This window comes from Mesorhizobium sp. M4B.F.Ca.ET.058.02.1.1, assembly GCF_003952505.1.
Lineage (GTDB): Bacteria > Pseudomonadota > Alphaproteobacteria > Rhizobiales > Rhizobiaceae > Mesorhizobium.
In genome coordinates this window covers 1,187,404-1,207,816 of the sequence record NZ_CP034450.1, presented here as the reverse complement: position 1 = coordinate 1,207,816, position 20,413 = coordinate 1,187,404, and the positions used below count along the sequence as shown (strand labels likewise).

General features: G+C 63.7%; 23 protein-coding genes, 1 tRNA gene and 1 pseudogene. 9 read left to right on the top strand and 16 right to left on the bottom strand.

The genetic code is table 11. The features are described from left to right. Positions 1-52 precede the first annotated feature (52 nt). The 4 genes from plsX (at position 53) to EJ073_RS06130 (ending at position 3,204) form a co-directional block, all read left to right on the top strand. Positions 53-1,123, top strand: coding sequence for a phosphate acyltransferase PlsX (gene plsX, locus EJ073_RS06145; protein WP_126054933.1), 1,071 nt, complete (start codon positions 53-55; stop codon positions 1,121-1,123). Between the two features lie 9 nt (positions 1,124-1,132). After that, a complete protein-coding gene (locus tag EJ073_RS06140) occupies positions 1,133-2,104 on the top strand; it encodes a beta-ketoacyl-ACP synthase III (protein WP_126054932.1) in 972 nt (323 codons plus the stop codon). Between the two features lie 102 nt (positions 2,105-2,206). Next, the gene (locus EJ073_RS06135) at positions 2,207-2,530 is read left to right on the top strand and encodes an integration host factor subunit alpha (RefSeq protein ID WP_006201891.1); all 324 of its coding nucleotides are present in this window, start codon (positions 2,207-2,209) and stop codon (positions 2,528-2,530) included. A 131-nt stretch (positions 2,531-2,661) separates the two neighbouring features. Beyond that, a complete protein-coding gene (locus tag EJ073_RS06130) occupies positions 2,662-3,204 on the top strand; it encodes a MerR family transcriptional regulator (RefSeq protein WP_126054931.1) in 543 nt (180 codons plus the stop codon). A 119-nt stretch (positions 3,205-3,323) separates the two neighbouring features. Here the strand turns inward: EJ073_RS06130 and EJ073_RS31985 are convergent, their stop codons facing one another. The 3 genes from EJ073_RS31985 to EJ073_RS06115 all read right to left on the bottom strand — a co-directional run bounded on the left by EJ073_RS31985 (position 3,324) and on the right by EJ073_RS06115 (position 4,943). Next, the gene (locus EJ073_RS31985) at positions 3,324-4,211 is read right to left on the bottom strand and encodes a hypothetical protein (protein WP_245455475.1); all 888 of its coding nucleotides are present in this window, start codon (positions 4,209-4,211) and stop codon (positions 3,324-3,326) included. 62 nt (positions 4,212-4,273) lie between these two features. Further along, on the bottom strand, positions 4,274-4,465 hold the full coding sequence (locus EJ073_RS06120) for a hypothetical protein (RefSeq protein ID WP_126054930.1): 192 nt from the start codon (positions 4,463-4,465) through the stop codon (positions 4,274-4,276). Positions 4,466-4,541: 76 nt separating this feature from the next. After that, positions 4,542-4,943 (bottom strand): hypothetical protein, encoded by a 402-nt coding sequence (locus EJ073_RS06115; protein ID WP_126054929.1) that lies wholly within the window; start codon positions 4,941-4,943, stop codon positions 4,542-4,544. A gap of 158 nt (positions 4,944-5,101) precedes the next feature. Here EJ073_RS06115 and EJ073_RS06110 point away from each other — a divergent pair, with 158 nt between their 5' ends. Next, on the top strand, positions 5,102-5,371 hold the full coding sequence (locus EJ073_RS06110) for a helix-turn-helix transcriptional regulator (RefSeq protein WP_126054928.1): 270 nt from the start codon (positions 5,102-5,104) through the stop codon (positions 5,369-5,371). 124 nt (positions 5,372-5,495) lie between these two features. After that, positions 5,496-5,572 (top strand) — tRNA-Pro (locus EJ073_RS06105). An 86-nt stretch (positions 5,573-5,658) separates the two neighbouring features. On the opposite strand, the pseudogene EJ073_RS06100 reads toward EJ073_RS06105, so the two are convergent. From EJ073_RS06100 to EJ073_RS06085, 4 genes and pseudogenes are all read right to left on the bottom strand, one after another. After that, a pseudogene (locus EJ073_RS06100) lies at positions 5,659-6,920 on the bottom strand (O-antigen ligase family protein). Then, entirely contained in the window at positions 6,917-8,452 is a 1,536-nt protein-coding gene (locus EJ073_RS06095) for an undecaprenyl-phosphate glucose phosphotransferase (protein ID WP_126054927.1), read from the bottom strand. Before EJ073_RS06095 ends, EJ073_RS06100 begins: the two are co-directional and overlap by 4 nt. A 152-nt stretch (positions 8,453-8,604) precedes the next feature. After that, positions 8,605-9,735 carry a glycosyltransferase gene (locus EJ073_RS06090; protein ID WP_126054926.1) on the bottom strand — a complete coding sequence of 377 codons (1,131 nt, stop codon included), beginning with the start codon at positions 9,733-9,735 and terminating at the stop codon, positions 8,605-8,607. 8 nt (positions 9,736-9,743) lie between these two features. Further along, positions 9,744-10,307 (bottom strand): polysaccharide biosynthesis/export family protein, encoded by a 564-nt coding sequence (locus tag EJ073_RS06085; protein ID WP_126054925.1) that lies wholly within the window; start codon positions 10,305-10,307, stop codon positions 9,744-9,746. Between the two features lie 260 nt (positions 10,308-10,567). Here EJ073_RS06085 and EJ073_RS06080 point away from each other — a divergent pair, with 260 nt between their 5' ends. Beyond that, the gene (locus tag EJ073_RS06080) at positions 10,568-12,742 is read left to right on the top strand and encodes an exopolysaccharide transport family protein (protein WP_126054924.1); all 2,175 of its coding nucleotides are present in this window, start codon (positions 10,568-10,570) and stop codon (positions 12,740-12,742) included. Between the two features lie 59 nt (positions 12,743-12,801). On the opposite strand, the gene EJ073_RS06075 is transcribed toward EJ073_RS06080, so the two are convergent. Beyond that, a complete protein-coding gene (locus tag EJ073_RS06075; protein ID WP_126054923.1) occupies positions 12,802-14,028 on the bottom strand; it encodes a GNAT family N-acetyltransferase in 1,227 nt (408 codons plus the stop codon). A 90-nt stretch (positions 14,029-14,118) separates the two neighbouring features. Here EJ073_RS06075 and EJ073_RS06070 point away from each other — a divergent pair, with 90 nt between their 5' ends. After that, complete coding sequence (locus EJ073_RS06070; RefSeq protein ID WP_126054922.1) at positions 14,119-15,177, top strand: polysaccharide deacetylase family protein; 1,059 nt, start codon at positions 14,119-14,121, stop codon at positions 15,175-15,177. A 166-nt stretch (positions 15,178-15,343) separates the two neighbouring features. On the opposite strand, the gene EJ073_RS06065 is transcribed toward EJ073_RS06070, so the two are convergent. From EJ073_RS06065 to EJ073_RS06035, 7 genes are all read right to left on the bottom strand, one after another. Beyond that, positions 15,344-15,742, bottom strand: coding sequence for a DUF1801 domain-containing protein (locus EJ073_RS06065; protein ID WP_126054921.1), 399 nt, complete (start codon positions 15,740-15,742; stop codon positions 15,344-15,346). 51 nt (positions 15,743-15,793) lie between these two features. Beyond that, positions 15,794-16,246, bottom strand: a complete 453-nt coding sequence (locus EJ073_RS06060; RefSeq protein WP_126054920.1) for a DUF1801 domain-containing protein — start codon at positions 16,244-16,246, stop codon at positions 15,794-15,796. Next, entirely contained in the window at positions 16,247-16,468 is a 222-nt protein-coding gene (locus EJ073_RS06055) for a hypothetical protein (RefSeq protein ID WP_126054919.1), read from the bottom strand. It lies immediately after the preceding gene. 32 nt (positions 16,469-16,500) lie between these two features. Next, on the bottom strand, positions 16,501-16,893 hold the full coding sequence (locus EJ073_RS06050; RefSeq protein WP_126054918.1) for a VOC family protein: 393 nt from the start codon (positions 16,891-16,893) through the stop codon (positions 16,501-16,503). A gap of 63 nt (positions 16,894-16,956) precedes the next feature. Then, entirely contained in the window at positions 16,957-17,367 is a 411-nt protein-coding gene (locus EJ073_RS06045) for an SRPBCC domain-containing protein (protein ID WP_126054917.1), read from the bottom strand. Continuing rightward, positions 17,364-17,687 (bottom strand): metalloregulator ArsR/SmtB family transcription factor, encoded by a 324-nt coding sequence (locus EJ073_RS06040; protein WP_126059087.1) that lies wholly within the window; start codon positions 17,685-17,687, stop codon positions 17,364-17,366. The genes EJ073_RS06045 and EJ073_RS06040 overlap by 4 nt, the downstream gene beginning before the upstream one ends. Positions 17,688-17,797: 110 nt before the next feature. Next, on the bottom strand, positions 17,798-18,013 hold the full coding sequence (locus EJ073_RS06035; RefSeq protein WP_126054916.1) for a DUF2842 domain-containing protein: 216 nt from the start codon (positions 18,011-18,013) through the stop codon (positions 17,798-17,800). 152 nt (positions 18,014-18,165) lie between these two features. Between EJ073_RS06035 and EJ073_RS06030 the strand changes: the two genes are divergently transcribed. Beyond that, positions 18,166-19,257 (top strand): COX15/CtaA family protein, encoded by a 1,092-nt coding sequence (locus EJ073_RS06030; RefSeq protein WP_126054915.1) that lies wholly within the window; start codon positions 18,166-18,168, stop codon positions 19,255-19,257. A gap of 212 nt (positions 19,258-19,469) precedes the next feature. On the opposite strand, the gene argC is transcribed toward EJ073_RS06030, so the two are convergent. Then, on the bottom strand, positions 19,470-20,402 hold the full coding sequence (gene argC, locus EJ073_RS06025) for an N-acetyl-gamma-glutamyl-phosphate reductase (protein ID WP_126054914.1): 933 nt from the start codon (positions 20,400-20,402) through the stop codon (positions 19,470-19,472). Positions 20,403-20,413 lie beyond the last annotated feature (11 nt).

The window sequence follows — 20,413 nt, the reverse complement described above, 5'->3', positions numbered from 1 at the left end:
CCCCGAACCTGACCAACTCCGCCGGTCAGGCAAACCGTGAGATGAATACCGCGTGATCAGGATTTCCATCGATGCCATGGGCGGCGATCACGGGCCAGGCGTGGTCATCCCGGCGCTCATGACGGTCGCCATTCGCCGTCCCGATATCCGCTTCATCATCTACGGCCGCGAGGAGGCTGTGCGCCCCGAGCTTGCCAAGTTTCCGAAGCTCGCCGAGGCGAGCGAATTCGTGCATTGCGAGATCGCTGTCCGCATGGACGATAAGCCGAGCCAGGCGCTGCGCCATGGCCGCTGGAAGTCGTCGATGTGGAAGGCGGTCGAAGCGGTGAAGTCCGGCACCGCACAGGCCTGCATTTCGGCCGGAAACACCGGCGCGCTGATGGCGATGTCGAAATTCTGCCTGCGCACTATGGCCACCATCGACCGTCCGGCGATCGCGGCGATCTGGCCGACGACGCGCGGCGAAAGCGTGGTGCTGGACGTAGGCGCCACCATCGGCGCGGATGCGCACCAACTCATTGATTTCGCCATCCTGGGCACCGGCATGGCGCGTTCGGTGTTCGGCATCGAGCGCCCGAGCGTCGGTCTGCTCAATGTCGGCGTCGAGGAGATCAAGGGCCAGGAAGAGGTCAAGGAGGCCGGGCGCATGCTGCGCGAGGCCAACATGGCCTCGATGAACTATCGCGGCTTCGTCGAGGGCGACGACATCGGCAGGGGCACGGTCGACGTCGTCGTCACCGAGGGCTTTGCCGGCAACATCGCGCTCAAGACCGCCGAGGGCACCGCAAGACAGATCGGCGGCTACCTGCGCGCCGCCATGAGCCGCACGCTGATGGCCAGGATCGGCTATGTTTTCGCCAAGGGGGCCTTTGACCGGCTGCGCGAGAAGATGGATGTCGGGCGCTCCAATGGCGGTGTCTTCCTCGGCCTCAACGGCATCGTGGTGAAAAGCCATGGTGGCGCCGATTCGGACGGCTTCGCGGCGGCGATCGAGCTTGGCTACGACATGGTGCGCAATAATCTGCTTGACCGCATCGAGGCCGATCTCGATCTGTTCCATGCGCGCAATCCGCATGCCCAGGCAAACAGGAAATCCGACGTCGTTGTCGGCGCAAAGGAATAGGAAAGAGCTTTGATCAGATCAGTCGTGCGCGGCTCGGGCGCCGCGCTGCCCCGCCGCATCATGAAGAATGCCGATTTCGAAGGCATGGTCGAGACCTCCGACGAGTGGATCGTCCAGCGTACCGGCATTCGCCAGCGCCATGTCGCGGCCGACGACGAGACGACCGCCTCGCTGGGCGAGGCGGCGGCGCGCGCCGCGCTTGACAGTGCTGGCCTGACACCCGCCGACATCGACCTGATCGTGCTGGCGACCTCGACGCCCAACAACACCTTCCCCGCGACCGCCGTCGAGATCCAGAACCGGCTCGGCATGCATCACGGCTTTGCCTTCGACATGCAGGCGGTGTGTTCCGGCTTTGTCTACGCGGTGGCAACGGCCGACCTCTATATACGCGGTGGCCTGGCCAGGCGCGTGCTGGTGATCGGCTCGGAGACTTTCTCGCGCATCCTCGATTGGAGCGACCGCTCGACCTGTGTCCTGTTCGGCGACGGCGCAGGCGCCCTGGTGCTGGAAGCGGGCGAGGGGACCGGCGGCATCGCCGACCATGGCGTGCTGGCGGCGAGCCTGCGCTCCGACGGCGTCCACAAGGACAAGCTGTTCGTCGATGGCGGGCCATCGACCACCGGGACCGTCGGCCATCTCAGGATGGAAGGCCGCGAGGTGTTCAAGCATGCCGTCGGCATGATCACCGACGTCATCGAGGCGACATTCTCTCAGGCCGGCATCACTGCCGAGGACCTCGACTGGTTCGTGCCGCATCAGGCCAATAAACGGATTATTGACGCTTCCGCCAAGAAGCTCGGGATTGCCGAGCAAAAAGTGGTGGTCACGGTCGATTTGCACGGTAACACGTCGGCTGCTTCCGTGCCGCTGGCGCTCTCGGTGGCCGTCGCCGATGGTCGCATCAAGAAGGGCGACCTGGTGCTGCTCGAGGCGATGGGCGGAGGCTTCACCTGGGGCGCGGTTTTGGTCCGCTGGTAAGTGCCGAACTGAAGGGTTCGGTCCTTGACCTTGACGGATCAATTACTTAGGCTCTGCCGTTGCTTGTACCGATTTATGTTTTTGAGCTGATGGGACGGTCGCATGGGGGGAAAGACACTTACGCGCGCCGACCTTGCCGAAGCCGTTTACCGCAAGGTTGGCTTGTCGAGAACTGAATCGGCCGAGCTCGTCGAAGCGGTGCTGGACGAAATTTGCGAGGCCATCGTGCGTGGTGAGACGGTCAAGCTGTCGTCCTTCGCGACCTTCCATGTCCGCTCCAAGAACGAGCGCATCGGCCGCAATCCCAAGACCGGCGAGGAAGTGCCGATCCTGCCGCGCCGGGTGATGACCTTCAAGTCGTCGAACGTGCTGAAGAGCCGCATCCTGCGCTCGCACCAGAACAGCAAGGCCAAGGGCGGCAAGTAGCCGCCGCAAATGCCCGGTTGATAACGCCCGCGCGCTTTGACGCCGGGCTTGAATATTGTTTCATAAACCGCTGAAATAAGGCCCGATTCGGGACCAATCGGTCCGATCGCCGTCCAGCGGAGGATTCGCCCATGGACAAGAGCCCCGATGCTTTCCGCACCATCAGCGAGGTCGCGGAAGATCTCGATCTGCCGCAGCATGTGCTGCGCTTTTGGGAAACGCGTTTCAACCAGATCAAGCCGATGAAGCGTGGCGGCGGCCGCCGCTACTACCGGCCGCAGGATGTCGAGCTGATCAAGGGCATCCGCCATATGCTCTACGACCAGGGCTACACCATCAAGGGCGTGCAGAAGCTGTTGCGCGAGAACGGCAACCATTTCCTGGTTGCCATCGGCAATGGCGACATGGCGGCCGTCGAGGCGATCGCGCAGCGCCGGCAGGCCGAACAGGTGCCCCTGACACCGGCGGCCCAGCCACGCGGCGCCGACGACGAGATGCTTGTCGGCCAGCCCAGGGTGAAACCCAGCCGTCGCTTTTTCGGCCTCGGCAAGAGCGACGACGAAGGCCCGGTCCAGCCGGACTCCTCGAAACTGTCGCGCGACAACCGCGCGCTGCTGCAGGAGGCGCTGTTCGACCTGTTGGAGTGTAAGCGCCTGCTCGACCAGGTGCGCTAGGGTGGGTTGACATGCAGGTTGATGCCGGCCTGCGAACAGTGCCTGCCGCATCATGATCAAGGCGAAGGAAAATGGCGGCCGTCGCGCGGACGGCCGCCATTTTCCTTGATGGCACGCGATCAGTTCGCGAGCTTGAGCCGCTTCGTCGGATCGATCTTCATGACCTGGCTGCACTTGCCGTAAACGGTGCCGTTCTTGTCGGTGGCGTCGGTGTAGGTGCCCTTGCAGTCGATCTCCAGCACCAGACACGAGCCTGCGCCCTTACAGACCGCGCCGCCGTCGCCGGTGGGGTGCGTGCCGGCGACGGCCGAGTTCGGGACGGAAACCGAGCCGAAGGCCGAGACGGCTATGGCCGCGGCGAGCGAGATGCGCTTGAAGTTGGTGAAGTTGGTCATTTGAGCATTTCCTTCTCTTTGATCGAGGTTCGCCGTTCCGGCGTCCTTCTGGGTTGGGGAGCGCCTTCTTGGCGTCCATGCAGGCTTGGTGCGCCCCGGAGAGGAAAGGTTCACGTCTCGGTTTGATTTCTTGTCGGACCGGTTTTCAGGCCTGGCGAGTGCGTCTCGGCAAGCACCGGGCGATGAGTGCGCAGGCATAGAGGCCGGCGATTCCGCGATGCCGTCTGCGAAGAAAGTCCGACCGGTCGAGCCGCCAGTTTCGCTCGATCGCCGCCATGATAACCGGATTGGTCCACGTGCAGCAGCCGGCTGCGGAATAGATGGTGACCTCGCCGGCATAAAGGCCCGGGGCATTTCAAGACAGATGCGGCGGATATAGTCCTTGGCCGCAAGCTTGTCGGCCAGCGTCACGAACAGCGGATCGCGGTCGACGATTTTTCGCCAGAGCATCAGCTCGTGATGGCTGCGCGGCGCGGCGGGATTAGGCAGGTAGCCGAGCTTCCGGATGAAGCGGAAGACAAGAGCAGGGTGGCGAAGCGTTAGCAGCAGCCGGGCTGCGGCCAGGACAAGGCGACGTCTTGCCGAACCATGCAATGCGGCGCTGCGGATCACGGCAGGAAGGCCGGCTGTGGCAAAACCAAAAACCGCCCTTCCTGTCGGATAAGCCGGCTTGCTCAGGCCTTCTTCGCCAGGACCTTCTTGTGGTGGTGATGATGATGGTGGTGGTGGTGATGCTTGCGGTGATGATGATGACGGTGATGCTTGTGGTGCACCGGAGCAGCATCGGCGCTGGTCGCGCCGAGGATCGGCATCGAGACAGCGAGGGCCACCGCCAGCCCGAGAGCGGAGAGAAGGGACTTCTTCATGATATCGTTTCCTTTTGCGCGGGCCGCATTCCGAGGGCACCGGACCAAATCGGTGGCTCGAGCGCCGCGATCGGGACTATCCTCCTGGATTCTTTCGGCAATTTTTCCCGATTGTAGAATTTTGTTTCTGGATTGTGTCTGAGTGACATCCGCGCCGTTTCGGCTGGGCGTTTGCCCCGGTTGCAGAGATGATCGCCCACATCGGCGGCACAACGCCGTTGTTGCCAACCATGACGCGGCCGGATGTCAGCATGCCGTCGCCGGCGCACTGGGCAGTGGCGAAGACGACAGCGCCGGGCCTGAGGTCGTCCGGCGTGGCCGGCGCGAATGCCACGACAGGCTGGCCCGATCCTTCCTGAAATGGCTGGCGCACCTGTCTGGCTTGCCAGCGACATCCGCGGAACGAACGGAGGCTCAACTCGATGTTCGGTTCTTCAAAAGAACTTGATTGGACCTCGCGAAAGACGGGACCGCGCATTTGGCCGGTTTCCGCTTCGTTAAGTCGTTCCGGCGTCGCTTCACGATGGTGTGACGCCCGCTTTGGCGCTTGGCAAATCGCCGCCGAGCGGTCATTGTCTCGCTCGTCTCAGGCAACCCATGATTTGATCAGTGTGTTTCAAACCCAAGGAGTTGCCAATGCCTGCCACTGCAAGACGAGAAGTTCTGACTGATTTGATTGCAACGCCCGGCCATAGCGCCCTCAAAACCGCCCGCGAAACCAGGGGATACAGCCTCGAAGAGCTGTCCCTGACCTGCGGCCTGTCCATTCAAGAGATCGCCGAAATCGAAAGTGGCAGGGATACTGATTCTTCGAAGCTGCGACGAATCGCTGTGGCGCTCCAGCTCCCCGAAGATGCCGTCATTGGCGCGGCGGCGATGGCGCCACCGGAAAGCCGGATCGCCTGAGAGCTGTTCGATAAGCCGGCCGCGGCAATGTTTCCGAAAAACCGGATTCCGCTTTCAGGATTGGGGTCCTGTGGTGGAATTCGGTTGACCCGCACGGGGTTATCACGATAGATCGCGGCCGGTCCGGAGTGTAGCGCAGCCCGGTAGCGCACTTGACTGGGGGTCAAGGGGTCGTCGGTTCGAATCCGGCCACTCCGACCATTCAAACCAGAGACTTGCCCCCAAAAGTCTCTTCTCCTGAAATCAGCGATTTCTGTAGCCGCCTCGGTCGGGCAACAAGCGGATCGTCATGCGGGCGCCAGCCGCAATTCCTTCTGATGCCGGTATTCGAGCGCGATCGCGCCCCAGATCAGGCCGAGCAGCAGGTAGACATGGCGCCAGTGGTCGATGTCGATGAAGGTGCCGAGGCCGATATTACCGACGAAGGCGACATAGGCGCACAAGAGATAGGGCTGCCAGGGCCGGTCGCGCAGAAGGATGCGGAAGCCGGCCACGATCGTCCACACTGTCAGCGTCAGGAAACAGATGAAGCCAAGCCAGCCGTAGTCCATCAGCATCTTCAGCCAGATGTCGTGCGTGTCCTCGCCAAAGATGGTGCCGAACACCAGCGGGCCGATGCCGAACGGATGCTCCAGCGCCATCTGGAAGCCGATCGTGTAGCGGGCGAACCGGCCAAGGCGCGCGGTGTCGTAGCTCTGCTCGAGATGGGCGCGGCTGGAGAACATCTCGCCCACGCCCGGCAGTTGCAGGATCACGACCATGGCGATGACAAGCAGCGCGATGGCGGCGATCGTCATGATCACCACGCGCAGCCGGAACTTGCCGCTGTTGCTCTGCAGGAAGAGTGCGCCGGTCAGCAACACCGCCGAAACCGCGAACATGCCCCAGGCGCCGCGCGAGAAGGAAAAGAAGATGCCGGCGGTGATGATCAGGAGCGGCGCCGCGACCAGCGGCATACGCGCGACGGGACCGGTCAGGAGCAGATAGAGCAGGTAGACGCCGGGCAGCACCAGGAACGGTCCGAACACGTTCGGATCCTGGAAGGCGCCGGCGGCGCGGTCGTATTTGGTGAACACCTCCGCTCCCGGGAAGGCGTGGAAATAGCCGGCGATGCCGAGCAGCGCGGTCAGCACCGCCGATACCACATAGGCGATGAAGATCAGCCGGTAGAGGCTGGGCTGCACCGACGCGACCGCGGCAAAGAAGATCGCGGTGAAGGCGAGGAACATCGAGACGGCGAGGTAGAGCGGCGTGTTGGCGAGATTCGCCATCTGCGTCATCGAGATCATGCCGCCAATATTCATCACTATCAGCAGCACCAGAAGTGGGACCACCGCGCGCGAGATGCGCAGGCCGAAAACCCCCACACGGCGATGAGCCCGACCATGTAGAGGTCATAGGGCGCCGGCTCGTCAATGACGAAGCCCGAGAGCAGCAGGCCGAAAAAGACCGCGCCGGATGCAATCAGTGCGATCAGCTTGGCGTTGACCGCCTGAGGCGGCAACCTATTGACCGCCGCCGCCGGCAGATCATGGGCGACCGCGCTCAATAGGCATTTTCCGTGTTGAGCAGCCGCACTGGGGTCAGGAACAGGATCCTGAGATCGAACAGCAGCGACCAGTTCTCGATGTAATAGAGATCGTATTCGGTGCGCATGCGGATCTTTTCATTGGTGTCCAGCTCGCCGCGCCAGCCATTGATCTGCGCCCAGCCGGTCACGCCCGGCTTGACCTTGTGCCGGGCGAAGTAGCCGTCGACCACCTCATTGTAGAGAAGGTTGTGCGACTGGGCGGCGATCGCATGCGGGCGCGGTCCAACCAGTGACAGCGAGCCGAACAGCGAGTTGAAGAATTGCGGCAGTTCATCGATCGAGGTCTTGCGGATGAAGCGGCCGACGCGGGTGACGCGCGGATCGTTTTTGGTCACCGTCTGCTTGGCGGTCGGGTCCGATCGATCGGTGTACATCGAGCGGAACTTGTAGACCTCAATGATTTCATTGTTGAAGCCGTGCCGCTTCTGCTTGAACAGCACTGGCCCCTTGCTGTCGAGCTTGATGGCGATGGCCGTCACCAGCATCACCGGCGAGAAGACGATGATGCCGATGATCGAAAACAGGATATCAAAGGCGCGCTTGGCGACCGAGTCCCAGTCGTTGATCGGCTTGTCGAAGATGTCGAGCATCGGCACCGAGCCGATATAGGAATAGGCGCGCGGGCGGAATTGCAGCGCATTTGAATGTGCCGACAGTCGGATGTCCACCGGCAGCACCCACAGCTTCTTCAAGAGCTGCAGCACGCGCGATTCGGCGGTCAGCGGCAGCGACACGATCAGCATGTCGATGCGGGCGATGCGGGCAAAGTCGATCAGCTCGGAAATGGTGCCGAGCTTGGGATAGCCGGCGACGATCGGCGGCGAGCGCTTGTCGCCGCGATCGTCAAAGATGCCGCAGATGCGGATGTCGTTGTAGGGCTGCCTCTCGACAGAGCGGATCAGCATCTCCGCCGACTTGCCCCCGCCGACAATGACGGCGCGCCGCTCCATGCGCCCATCGCGGGCCCAGCGCCGGATCAGGTTGGACATCACCAGCCGGAGGCCGAAGATGAGCACGAAGCCGACGACGAACCAGGTGCCGAACAGGAGGCGCGAATAGTCCTCCGACATCTTCATGGCGAAGGCCGTCAACGCCATCAGCGCGAAAGTCCCGGCCCAGACCAGAAGCACCCGGCCAAAACTGGCGATCGGCCGCATGAGGGCGGCGATCTGGTAGGAATCGGTGACGTCGAGCAGCACCACCGCCAGGAACGAGGCGGCGGCGATCGTTACTGGATACTGCCAGGCGAGATAGTTGAAGAAGCCGACATAGTAGAAATAGAGGCAGAGGCCCGACACGAACAGCAGCGCGAATTCGACCATGCGCAGCACGCCGCTGACCATGATCGGCGACATCGTATCGCGCCGGTACTGCGAGGCAACCTGACGCGCCACATCGTTCAGGCCGCTCGCTGCTTCGCTCTCGGCAGGGCCGTCGAATTTGCGTACCGCATTCATTGAAAAGCGGCGTGCGGGGTCGATCTCGTTCATTGGATTGTCCGCGGGCTTCGCTCGGCTGAATAGCAAAAGAGAGCTAAGAAACCCTTGAGACAACAGATGGCTTTGAACCGGTTGCCACCCTGCGTTGAGGCGGACGGGGCTGGTCAGCGTGAGAAAACGTCCCAGAGCAAATCGACCACGCTCTAGCGCCGGAGCGCGGCAAAATAGGCCTTCTCGATCTCCGCGGCCATGACGTCGGCGCCGAATCGTGCCTTGAGGTCGGGCGCCCCGGGCATCAGGCGCTGATAGGCGCCGAGATCGGAGAGCGCGTCGCTCAGCCTGTCGCCAAGCTGGTTCGGATCGGGACGGATCAGGGCAGGGGAGGCTTCGCCGAATATCTCCGGTATGCCGCCGACGGCGGTGGCGATCATCGGCTTGCCGGCGGCCAGCGTCTCCAGCACGATATAGGGCATGGCCTCGGCGCGCGAGGGCACGACAATCAGCTCCGCCAGCGCGAAGGCATCCCGGGCCGGCATGGGCGGCAGGAAGCGGACGTGGCCGTCGAGCCCAAGGCGCTTCACCTGCGCATGGTAGCGCGGCAGGTCGTCGCCGTCGCCGACCATCACCGCGCTAATCTGGCGGCCGAGTCTGTTGCCGGCCAGCGCCACCGCGTCGATGAAGATGTCCGGTCCCTTTAGGTCGCGCATCATGCCGATGTAGAGCAGGTCCGCCGCTTCGGGCAGGGTCGGCACCACGTCGAACTCTGTGGCGCGCAGACCATTGTAGACCAGCGTGTTGGGGATAGGCGGTTCGCCCACCTTCCTGCGCCAGGTGCGCCTTTCATAGTCGGAGACGAACAGCAGGCAGTCGGTGAACCGGGCCATGAATCGCTCGAGCGCGAAGAACAGCTTCCCGGTGGCCGTCGTCTCGTCATAATGGAGGGAGCCGCCGTGCGGCGAATAAAGGCGGGCTACGCGAGACCTTGATACCCGCAACAGTGAGCCGAACAGACGGGCATAGGCGCCACCCTTGGCGCCGTGCCCGTGCAGCACGTCCGGCCGCAATTCCTTGATGATTCTGTATGTGCGCCAAGCCGAGGCGAGGTCGCCCGGCCCGACATGGCGCTGCATCGGCGTGCGATGGATGCCGAGCGCCAGGCTGTCCTTCATACCCTCGAATAGATGCTCCTCGAAAGCGCCGCCGGTGGTCGAATCGCAAACGATGCCGACCGAGTGACCGGCGGCGAGCTGCGCCTCGGTCAGGTCGCGCACATGGCGGAAAATCCCGCCGACGGGTGAGCGAAAGCAATGGACGATCCGCAGGTTCGCCGCCACGTTGGTTTTCAGAACAGCCGTTCGCGCACGTAGACAGTGTCGCCGGGCAGCAACGGATCGGATGTGACCACCCGCCCGGTCATCACCTTGCCGTTGATGTCGCGGGTGATGTCGACGCTCTCCTGGTTGGCGCGCGGCGAGAAGCCGCCGGCGATCGCGATGGCTTTTTGCACGGTGAGGCCCGGCACATAGGAATACTGGCCGGCCGCGCCAACTTCGCCCATCACGAAGATCGGCCGGTAGCGGTCGATCTCGACCGAAACATCGGGGTCGCGCAGATAGCCTTGCCGCAACTTGTCGGCGATTTCCTTCTCGAGCTGCTGGGCGGTGTGTCCGCGTGCCGGCACGGAGCCGACCAATGGGAAGGAGAGATAGCCGGACTGGTCGACGCTGTAGGTGTTGGTCAGGCCATCCTGCTCGAATACGGTGACCCGGACGCGATCTCCGGCACCCAGCCGATAAGGTTGGTCGAGCACCTCATGGAAGGCCGCTGGTGTCGGCCGATAGCTTGAGCAGCCGGCGAGCATTGATACGGCAAGCAGAGCACGAAAAAGGGAGGCAGTGCTTTTCATGACCGGTCACGAACCTTCATCGCTGGCCGCCAGATGTTGCGGCAAACCCCAGGGAACGGAATCCGTTATCCTCCTGTTAGGGTTAATGGCCGGTAAAGGTTTGCCGTCCCGGGCGGCGGCGGTTGCCAAAAAGCGTAGCTATTCTACTGTCTTTGCTGAATGTTCTTCAGTCGTCTCTAATGGCGCCCGCTCTTATCTTAACGGCTGAGTTACCATAGTTGTTTACGGTCCATCCTAGACTCAAGTTCGGAGCAGGATGCATGTCCGTTCAGTCCGCGGCCGCAGACGTCGATGTCGATCTCAGGCAACTCTTCGCCAGCCTGGCGAGGAACTGGTTGCGCATTCTTATCGTTGCGCTTGCCGTCACTGGTCTGGCTTTCGCGCTCGCCTGGCTTGCCACGCCGCAATACAAGGCCGAGACGAAACTGCTGATAGAAACCCGCGAATCGGTCTTCACCCGGCCTGACGGCACGAGCAACGACAGCGAAAAACCGATTCTCGATGAGCAGGGCGTCGCCAGCCAGGTCGAGGTCATTTCCTCGACGGACATCCTCAAGCAGGTGGCCGCCAAGCTCAACCTGTCGAAGCTGCCCGAATTCGACGAGGCGGCCAAGATGTCGGCGCTCAGCCGCCTGCTTGTCATCGTCGGGTTGAAAAGCGACCCCAACGAAATCGCGCCGGAAGAGCGCGTGCTGAAGAAGATGCGCGAGAAGCTCAACGTTTACAGCGTTGAAAAATCTCGCGTTATCGTCATCGAGTTCTCCTCGGAGGATCCCAGGCTCGCCGCCGACATCCCGAACGCCATCGCCAACACCTACATTTCCGTCCAGGGCAACGCCAAGCTGGAATCGAACGCCGCAGCCACCGACTGGCTTGCGCCCGAGATCGCCGACCTGTCGAAGCGGGTCAAGGATGCCGAGGCCAAGGTCGCCGACTTCCGCGCGCAGTCGGATCTCCTGATGGGCGGCAACAATGCGGTGCTGGCTACCCAGCAGCTTTCCGAACTGTCCACCGAACTGTCGCGGGTGCGCGCCAATCGCGCCGCCGCCGAGGCGACCGCCGACAGCGTGCGCAAGGCGCTGCAGTCAGGCGGCTCGCTGGATGCGGTTCCGGAAGTTCTGAATTCCGACCTGATCCAACGCCTGCGCGAGCGGCAGGTCGAGCTCAGGGCCAACATCGCCGACCTCTCCACCACCTTGCTCGACAATCATCCCCGCATCCGCGCCCTGAAATCACAGCTTGCCGATCTCGACGGCCAGATCCGTAACGAGGCGCAAAAGATCATGAAGGGTCTGGCGACGCAGGCGCAGACGGCGCAGGCGCGCGAGAACCAGCTCCTCGGCGACGTCAACACGCTGAAGGCCGCATCGGCCCGTGCCGGCGAGCAACAGGTCGAGCTCGACGCGCTGCAGCGCGACGCCAACGCCCAGCGCCAACTGCTTGAATCCTATATGACGCGCTACCGCGAGGCCTCCTCGCGCAGCGATCGCAACTACCTGCCGGTCGATGCGCGTATCTTCTCGCGCGCCGTGGTGCCGTCGGAGCCCTATTTCCCGAAGATCGTGCCGATTGTCGGCGCCGCGTTTGTCGCCTCGCTGCTGCTGATGGCGGTCGCGACGCTGCTTCGGGAGTTGTTTTCGGGCCGCGCCATGCGCCCGGCCACCGGTGCGCGATTTGGACGAATCGAGCAGGTGGAGATGCCGGTTGCCCGCGCCGAGCCCGCGCTTGTCGATGCCGGGCTGACCAGGCATCGCTCGACCGAACCGGAGGCAGGGCCGGAAGCAGTCGCCGCAGCAGACGCGACGGATGGAGACACCGGGCAGCAGGCCTCGACGCTGGGCGAGATTGATATCGAGAAGGCGGCGGAGAAACTGATCGCTTCTGGCACGGCGCGCGCCATATTCGTGTCGCCGGAAGGCGACGAGGCAGCCGCTTCCGCCGTGCTGGTAGCGCGCGAGGTCTCGGACGCCGGCCTGCGCGTGCTGCTGCTCGACCTCACCGCATCGGGTGCCGCCTCGCGGCCGATGCTGGACAGCGGGCTTTTCCCGGGGATCACCGACCTGCTCGCCTCGGAGGCGCAGTTCAGCGACGTCATCCACGCCGACCTCTACTCGGACTGCCACGTCATCCCGGTCGGCACCGCCGATCCGGCCCGCGCCATGCGCGCCGCCGATCGGCTGCCGATCATCATGCAGTCGCTGACCACCGCCTATGATCTTGTCGTGGTCGAATGCGGCCCGGCCGACGCGCAGGGCATCGGCCGGCTGGTGGGCGAGGGCACCGAGGTCTTCCTGTCGATGCTGGAAGCCGACGACGAGGTGACGCAGGCCGCAGTCAAACTGATCGAGAACGGCTACCCCGAGCTCACGCTGGTGACGCCGCTCGGCCACGAGGCCCCGGGGACGCCGGTGCCAGGACGCCGCACGGCGGCGTGAGACCGCGATTCTCTGGCCGCTTGCCGGGGCATCGTTCGAATGGTCTCAGCGGTCAGTGATTAGTTGTCGTCCTCGGCGGCAGGCGCCGCCTGTCCGGCGGCCTTGCGGCGTAGCATCTTGGTCAGCTTCCAGATGAGCGGGCTGTTCTTGATGATGGCCTTTGTCCGCGCGCCTTGCCGGAGCGCCAGCGCCAGCGCGCGGCCTTTCAGCGTCAGCGGCACCAGCACCTCGAAATGCTGGGTCTCAATATCGCACCATAGCCGCTTGTAGGGTTCGTCGCCGACCGAGAAGTCATAGACGCCGAATCCGGCCTGGCAGGCTTCCTGGATGTTGTCGAAGAACAGGAAATCGCCGGGGCTCGTGAAGGCGAGATCGTCCTCGGCGATCGCGCCGAACTCGCAGATCAGGCGCTTGCCCGAGAGGCTCGATCCGGTGACGGCGCGCAGCTTGCCGGCGACTTCCAGGCCATGCAACACAAACGACGGTTTTCCCTCTGCCAGCGCTTCGGTGAACAGGGTGCGGAAGAAGGCGCGGACCTCCGGCTCGCCGAACACATTGGCGATGCCCATCTTGCGGAAGCGCACCTCCTTCATGTCGAGGAAGGCATCGAGCAGCCTGTCCACCTCCGCGCGCGTGCGCGCCTCGATACGGCGGAAGGCGCCGACCGCCTCGAATTTGCGCGTCTGCGAACGGTGCTTCTTGCGCTTGCGCTTGCCGCTGGCGCGCGCCAGCAGCGCGTCGAAGCCGCCGTCGAGATCGACGCCGAGCGACAGATTCGGGCTCGGAAAATGGGGCAGGGCGGCGAGCGGATTGCCGACGCCGTCGAGGTCGGGCAGCAGCCGCTCCAGCGAGATCAGGTCGATGTCGGGTCGCGCCCGGGCGATGGTCTTCAGCATCGAACGGACCGCCGCGGCGTCGGCGCTTGGCAGCCGGCCCGGCGCAGCGGCGGCGAAATTGCCGTTGGCATGGCGGCCACCCATGAAGCGGGCGATGCGGAATGGTCCACGGCTGACGACTTCAAGGGCCAGAGAAAGCACCTGCTCGTTTTCGACGCTGAGTGCCGCAACGACAATGTCGGGCTGAACCGCCCGAGCCCAGTTGCTTACCCAAACGGCACTTTGCGCCGGCGCGAACAGCGCCGAAGCGCAGAATCGCGCGTAAGTTGCAAGTGCCGCGCCGTCGCCGATGGTCACCGACAGGCCGGCGTGACCGACCGGCATGGTGCGTGGCGGTGTCTCGCGCGCGGCCAGCCGATTGCCGTCAAATGACGCGGTGGCGTCAACCATACCTCAATCCTTAAGGCGTATTCGTCTCAACCTGGGGGTACGCATGGGCACGTCGCATGCTGGATGAGCCTAGGCGCAAAAGGTGAAGGAATGATCGACGGGGGTGAAGCAATCCGGAAACTGGCGCTGAACGTTGCCCGCTACACCGGCCTTGCCCCGCTGGCAAAGCCGTTTGTCGGCGGCATCGGCGCCATCCTCATGCTGCACCGGGTCACCGCGACGCCGGAGAAGCCGAACGGCGTCAACCGTCACCTGAACATCGCGCCCGGCTTCCTCGACGCCCTCATCGCCGACATGAGGGCCGAAGGCTACGCTTTCGTTTCGCTGGACGAGGCGATCGAACGTATCAAGCACGGCGGCAAGGGCGGTCAGTTCGCCACCATCACCGCTGACGACGCCTATCGCGACAACATGACTGAGGCGCTGCCGGTGTTGGAAAAGCACGGCGCCCCGATCGCCATCTATGTCGCGCCCGGTCTGATCGACGGCGCCTCCGATCTTTGGTGGGACGTGATCGAGGATATCGTCAACGCCCGCGATCGGCTGACGCTGACGATGCCGGACGGCTCCGTGACGATCGATTGCTCGACGCGGGGGAAAAAACTCCAAGCCAATGCGCGCCTGCATAGCTGGCTGACCGCGGAGGTGCGCGAGGAGGACCAGCGCGCGACGCTGCGCGAATTCGCGCGCGCTAACGGCATCGATCTGGAGACAAGGCGCCCGAGCACGCTGATGAGCTGGGACGAGATCCGCGCCATGGCAGGACACAGGCTGGTGACGATCGGCGCCCACACCGTCAACCATCTCAACTTGAAGCGGCTTCCGGAAGCCGATGCCCGGCATGAGATCGGCGATGTCCGGCGCATATTGCTGGAAAAGCTCGGCCAGGAACCGCGCCATCTCGCCTATCCCTATGGCTATGCCAGCGCCGTCGGCCGCCGCGAAGTGGGCTTTGCCACCGACGCCGGCTATGTCTCGGCGGTGACGACGCGCCATGGCGTGTTGCGCGCCGAGCATGCCGGCTTCCTGCACGCCTTGCCGCGCATCTCCGTCAACGGACGCTACCAGAGCGTCGCCCATATTCGCACGATGCTGTCCGGGGTTACGACGCCGCTCGCCAATGCCGGCAAAATGGTGGTGACGATCTAGGTCTGTTGATATTCAGGTGAGGCCAGCCTGCAAACGGCGCTTTCCTGCGCTTCCGGTGCTCACGTACTTTAAGTACGCTCCGCTCCGGTTCTTGGAAATCACCGTTTTCGACTCGGCCTGACCTGCATCTCAACAGACCTTGGCCGCCGCCGGTCGATCCCGCGGATTATTTCCTGGCCTTGGACTTGTTCAGGCTCACAGCCGCGCGAACCAGCGCCTTCAGAGCCTCCGCGTTTATCGCATCGCCCTCGTGGAAGTCGATGGCGCGCCTGGTGTTGCCCTCCAGGCTGGAGTTGAAGAGACTGGAGGGGTCTTCCAGGGCAGCCCCCTTGGCGAAGGTCAGCTTGACGACGGCCTTGTAGGTCTCGCCCGTGCAGATCATGCCGGCGTCCTCCCACACCGGAACGCCCCGCCATTTCCACTCCTCCACGACGTCGGGATCGGCGTCCCTGATCAGAGCGCGGAGCCGGCTGAGCATCTGACCCCTCCAGTCGCCTAACTCCTCGATCCTGGCGTCTATCAGCTGCGAAGGAGACTTGCTTTCCGGCGATGCGCTATTCTTCATGGCTGGCGGTCACTTCCTTCGTGTTGTTTGCCCCTCGTGTCCATCGGCTGGTCACATCTTTTCGCCCGGCAACCGGCTGGCCTGCCTCACCCAGTCGGCGACCTGGGCTTCGTCGACTGGATCGTCCTCGCGGATGTCGAGGTAGCGCGTTTCCTTGGTCCTGGACTCGCCTGGGGGCAGCGGGCTGAGCGATGTTCCGCGGAAGAAGGCCACCTTGACGTAGTTGGTGAAGCAATGAATGCCGAGGAACCAGCCCTGGCCCTCGACCCCGTAGAGCGGCGAGTTCCATTTCACCGCCTTTTCGACGCTGGGGAGGCTACGCTCGATCAGCGCGTCGAGGCGGCGGCCGACATCGCGCTTCCAGCCCGGCATGGCGGCGATGTAGGCCTGCACCGGGGCGTCGCCATAGCCCTTGGCGATCTGCGGGTTGCCGCCTGAGAGCAGGACCGGCTCCGCGCCGGGCCGCTGGGCGGTGAGCTTCGATCGTTGGCGCGCCTTGGCCATCTATCCGCCCGCGCGCTGCTCGTCGCGTGACCTAGCGAGATAAGGCAGCACGAACATGTACAGGCCGGAAAACAGCAGCAGGAAGAGCGGCAGGAGTGGCGAGTAGACCACCCAAGCCGGAGGCTCCCCCAATGCCATGGCGACGAAGTTGGCGATGACGGTCACCGTAAAGGCGATCGACAGCCAACGATGAATTTGCCGAATCCATTGGCTAAGGCTCAATGCGACCTCCTCTGAAAAAGCCAACGGGAACCCTACCAGCGGGCCAATTGAGTAATCTGGACGAGATTGCCGCAGCTGTCGTTCACCTGCGCGATGGTCGAGCCGGTGACTTCGGTCGGCGCCATGGCGAAGGCGCCGCCACGTTCCTTGATGCGCTCGTGGTCGCCCTTGATGTCGTCCGTGAAGAGCATGACGGCGGGCTGGCCCTGCTTGAACATCGCCTGTTGGTAAGACTTGGCCGCGGGATTGTCGTTCAGCGCCAGCTGCAGTTCGGTCCCCTCGGGCTCGTCGGACGAGGCCACCGTCAGCCAGCGAAACGGTCCATTGCTGAAATCGGCCTTCTTGGTGAAGCCGAGAACGTCGGTGTAGAAGGCCAGGGCCCTTTCCTGGTCGTCCACATACACTTTCGCCAGCTTGATCTTCATTCTGCTTCTTCCTCTGGTTCTCGCGTTCGGGGATCACGGCGCCGCGAAGCGCGCCGGCTGGCCTCAGTCCATCCGCGCCAGCACCTGCTCCAGGGCTGCAAGGAACCTCGGCCAGCCGACGGTTGCGCCGCGGAAGTATGGTTCCTGATCGGACCGGAAGCCCGTCTGCTCCATGCGCAAATGGGTTCCCGTGCCCGTGGGGGTGAGCGTCCAGGTGACCACGCTCTCGAGATCCTTGGTGTCCCAGCTGTAGGACAGCGTCCTGTTGGGCTCGACGGTCCGGACCTGGCAATCGACGCCGCCCCAGTCCGCGCTGAGATTGAAGCGGTGGGCCACGATCGGCCTGAAATTGTTCTTCATCAACCACTCCTCGATCAGATGCGGTTGCGTCAGCGCGCGCCAGATCTTTTCCGGCGGATAAGGTATCTCCCGCTCGACGACTATGGAGCGTGTTTCGGTAGCGGCATCGTTCATTGATCTATCCTTTTGAGCAGATCCTCGAGGTCGTCGAACCGGCTTTCCCAAAAGCCTGCCATCTGCCGTGTCCAGTCCATCAGCGGCGACAACGCGCCGATCTGCGCGCTGTAGTGGGTCTGCCGTCCCTCATGGCGGTCGCGCACCAGGCCGGCCTGCCGCAGGACACCGAGATGCTTCGACACGGCCGGCTGCGAAACCCCGGACTGGGCCGTAAGGGCGCCTACGGTCTGCTCTCCCTTCTGGCACAGTCGTTCGAAGATGGCGCGCCGGGTCGGATCGGCAAGTGTTCTGAACAGCAGGTCGTGTGCGTTCGTCATGGGATCGATAACCTGAGGGCTATTGATCGAAACGTATAACCATTGAGATATGTGTTCGTCAAGCGGGAAGGAAATCACGTTCCCGTTTGCGCCTTCGCAGACGCCGCGCTTCAGCCCTTGGGCCGCGGTTCGATGATCAGCCACTTGATGATGCCCATCGCAGGCAGCACCCACAGCAGGCCGCTCAACAGGAAGAACAGCAGATGCACCAGCGGGCTCGATTCCGACAGTTGGGCAACCGCCACGATCGACGCCACCAGCGCGTAGATGACGACCAGCGCCACCAGCAGCACGGTTCCGATCAGCTTTTTCAGGCGAATGGGCATGTCGCGATCTCTCTGACCGCTACCGCTTAGGCCGATCGGCGGGTGCGCGCAACCCGTCATCGGCGGCGCGACGGCGTGCCGCGCTGCCCGGTCTTGCCACCGGGGCTGCCTTGGTCCACCAATCCCGCGACCTCAATTGCCGGAACACAACGATGGCTGCCATCACTGCTGCCGCACCCTATGCCGCCCGCGATCGCGACCTGCGCAACCGGGCGCAACTGCGCGGTTGGCTGTATTTCGTGCTTCTCGTGCTGTTCGCCCTGGTGCTGGTCGGCGGCGCCACCAGGCTTACCGAATCCGGCCTGTCGATCACCGAATGGCAGCCGATCCATGGTGTCATCCCGCCACTCAACGATGCCGAGTGGCAGGAGGAATTCCAGCGCTACCAGCAGATCCCGCAATATGCCGAGCTCAACAAAGGGATGAGCATCGACGCGTTCAAGTCGATCTTCTGGTGGGAGTGGGTGCACCGCATTCTGGCGCGCAGCGTCGGCGTCGTCTTTGCCCTGCCGCTGCTGTTCTTCTGGGCGACGCGCCGTATCGAGCGCGGCCTGGGGCCGAAGCTCATCGGCATCCTGCTGCTCGGCGGCCTGCAGGGCGCCATCGGCTGGTGGATGGTCGCGTCCGGCCTTGTCGACCGCGTCTCGGTCAGCCAGTACCGGCTGGCCACGCATCTGACGCTGGCGGCGCTGATCTTCACCGCCACGATGGTGGTCGCGCGTGGGCTGGCGCCGCATTCCGAGCTCGCCGCCGACCGCTCGACGCAGCGGCTTGCCGGCGTCATCGTGCTTCTGGCGCTGGTGCAGATCTATCTCGGCGGGTTGGTCGCCGGGCTCGACGCCGGCTTGAGCTACAACACCTGGCCGCTGATGGACGGCAGGCTGGTTCCAGGCGATCTGCTCCTGCTCGAGCCTGCCTGGCGCAATTTCTTCGAGAACCCGAAGACGGTGCAGTTCGTCCACCGCATCGGCGCCTACACGGTCTTCGCGGTGGCGCTCTGGCACATGATCGCAACCCGCCGGCGTCTGCCGGGAACGACCCATGCGCGTCGCGCGACGCTGCTGTTCCTTATCGTCCTGGTGCAGGCGTCGATCGGCATCGGCACGCTGCTGATGCAGGTGCCGCTGCATATGGCGCTGACCCACCAGGGTTTCGCGCTCGTGCTGTTGGGCTTTGCCGCCGCGCACTGGCGCGGCACCAAGGGCGCCTATCCGCTACCGCATGAGGTCAAGCTCGCAAGCTGAGCCACGTCGCCTGAGGTGGTGGGTATCTTCACGTCCAGAAGGTGGTGGAGCTGCTTGCTGTCTGACTGTCGAATTCGGCCTGACGGGCAGAAGCGGCCGACTGCTGATGGCCGACCGCCTTTGTCAGCGGGCCTGAGCGGCCACGAGCTTCGCCTTCATCGTGGCGGATCTCCTGCCGCAGCTTCGCCCGTCGGGAATTCCCGCCTGCCCGCTTACGGGGCGAGACCGAGCATCAGGTCCATGTTCTGCACGGCGGCACCCGACGCGCCCTTGCCGAGATTGTCATAGACGGCGACCAGAAGCGCCTGCGCCCGCTCGTCATTGGCGAACACATAGACCTTCATCTTGTTGGTGCCGTTGTAGATTTCCGGATCGACCTCGGCGATGCGCTCCAGATGCGTGTAGGGCGCGACCTCGACCACGCCGCCCTCGATCGAAGCGAAATGATCGGCGAGCGCGGCGTGCATTTCGGCGCCGGTCGGCACGCGGTCAAGCGAGCCGAGTTGCAGGGGCACCACAGTGATCATGCCTTGCGCGAAATTGCCGACCGCCGGTTGCATGATCGGGTCGTGCGAAAGCTTGGCGTAGGTCCTGAGCTCCGGCACGTGCTTGTGCTGCAGGGTCAGCCCGTAGGGCAGGAATTCGGGTGCGTCCTCGCCCTTGCCGACATAGTCCTCGATCATCGGCCGGCCGCCGCCGGAATAGCCGGAAATGCCGTTGACCGTGATCGGGAAATCGGCGGGCAGCAATCCGGCCGACACCAGCGGCCTGAGCGTCGCGATCGGCCCTTGCGGCCAGCAGCCGGGATTGGCGACGCGCTTCGCTGCTGCGATCTTCCTCGCCTGGTCCTTGTCCATTTCGGCAAAGCCATATTCCCAGCCCGCCGCGACGCGGTGCGCTGTCGAGGCGTCGATCACCCTGGTGGTGTCGTTCTCGATCAACGAGACGCTTTCCTTGGCAGCGGCGTCCGGCAGGCAGAGGATCGCGACGTCGGCGGCGTTGAGAAACTCGGCTCTCGCCGCCGTTTCCTTGCGGCGCTCGGTGGGGATGGAGATGATCTCAAGGTCGCCCCGCTCCGCCAGCAGCGCTCTGATCTGCAGCCCGGTCGTGCCGTGTTCGCCGTCGATGAAGATTTTTGGTTTCATTGCCTTTGAAA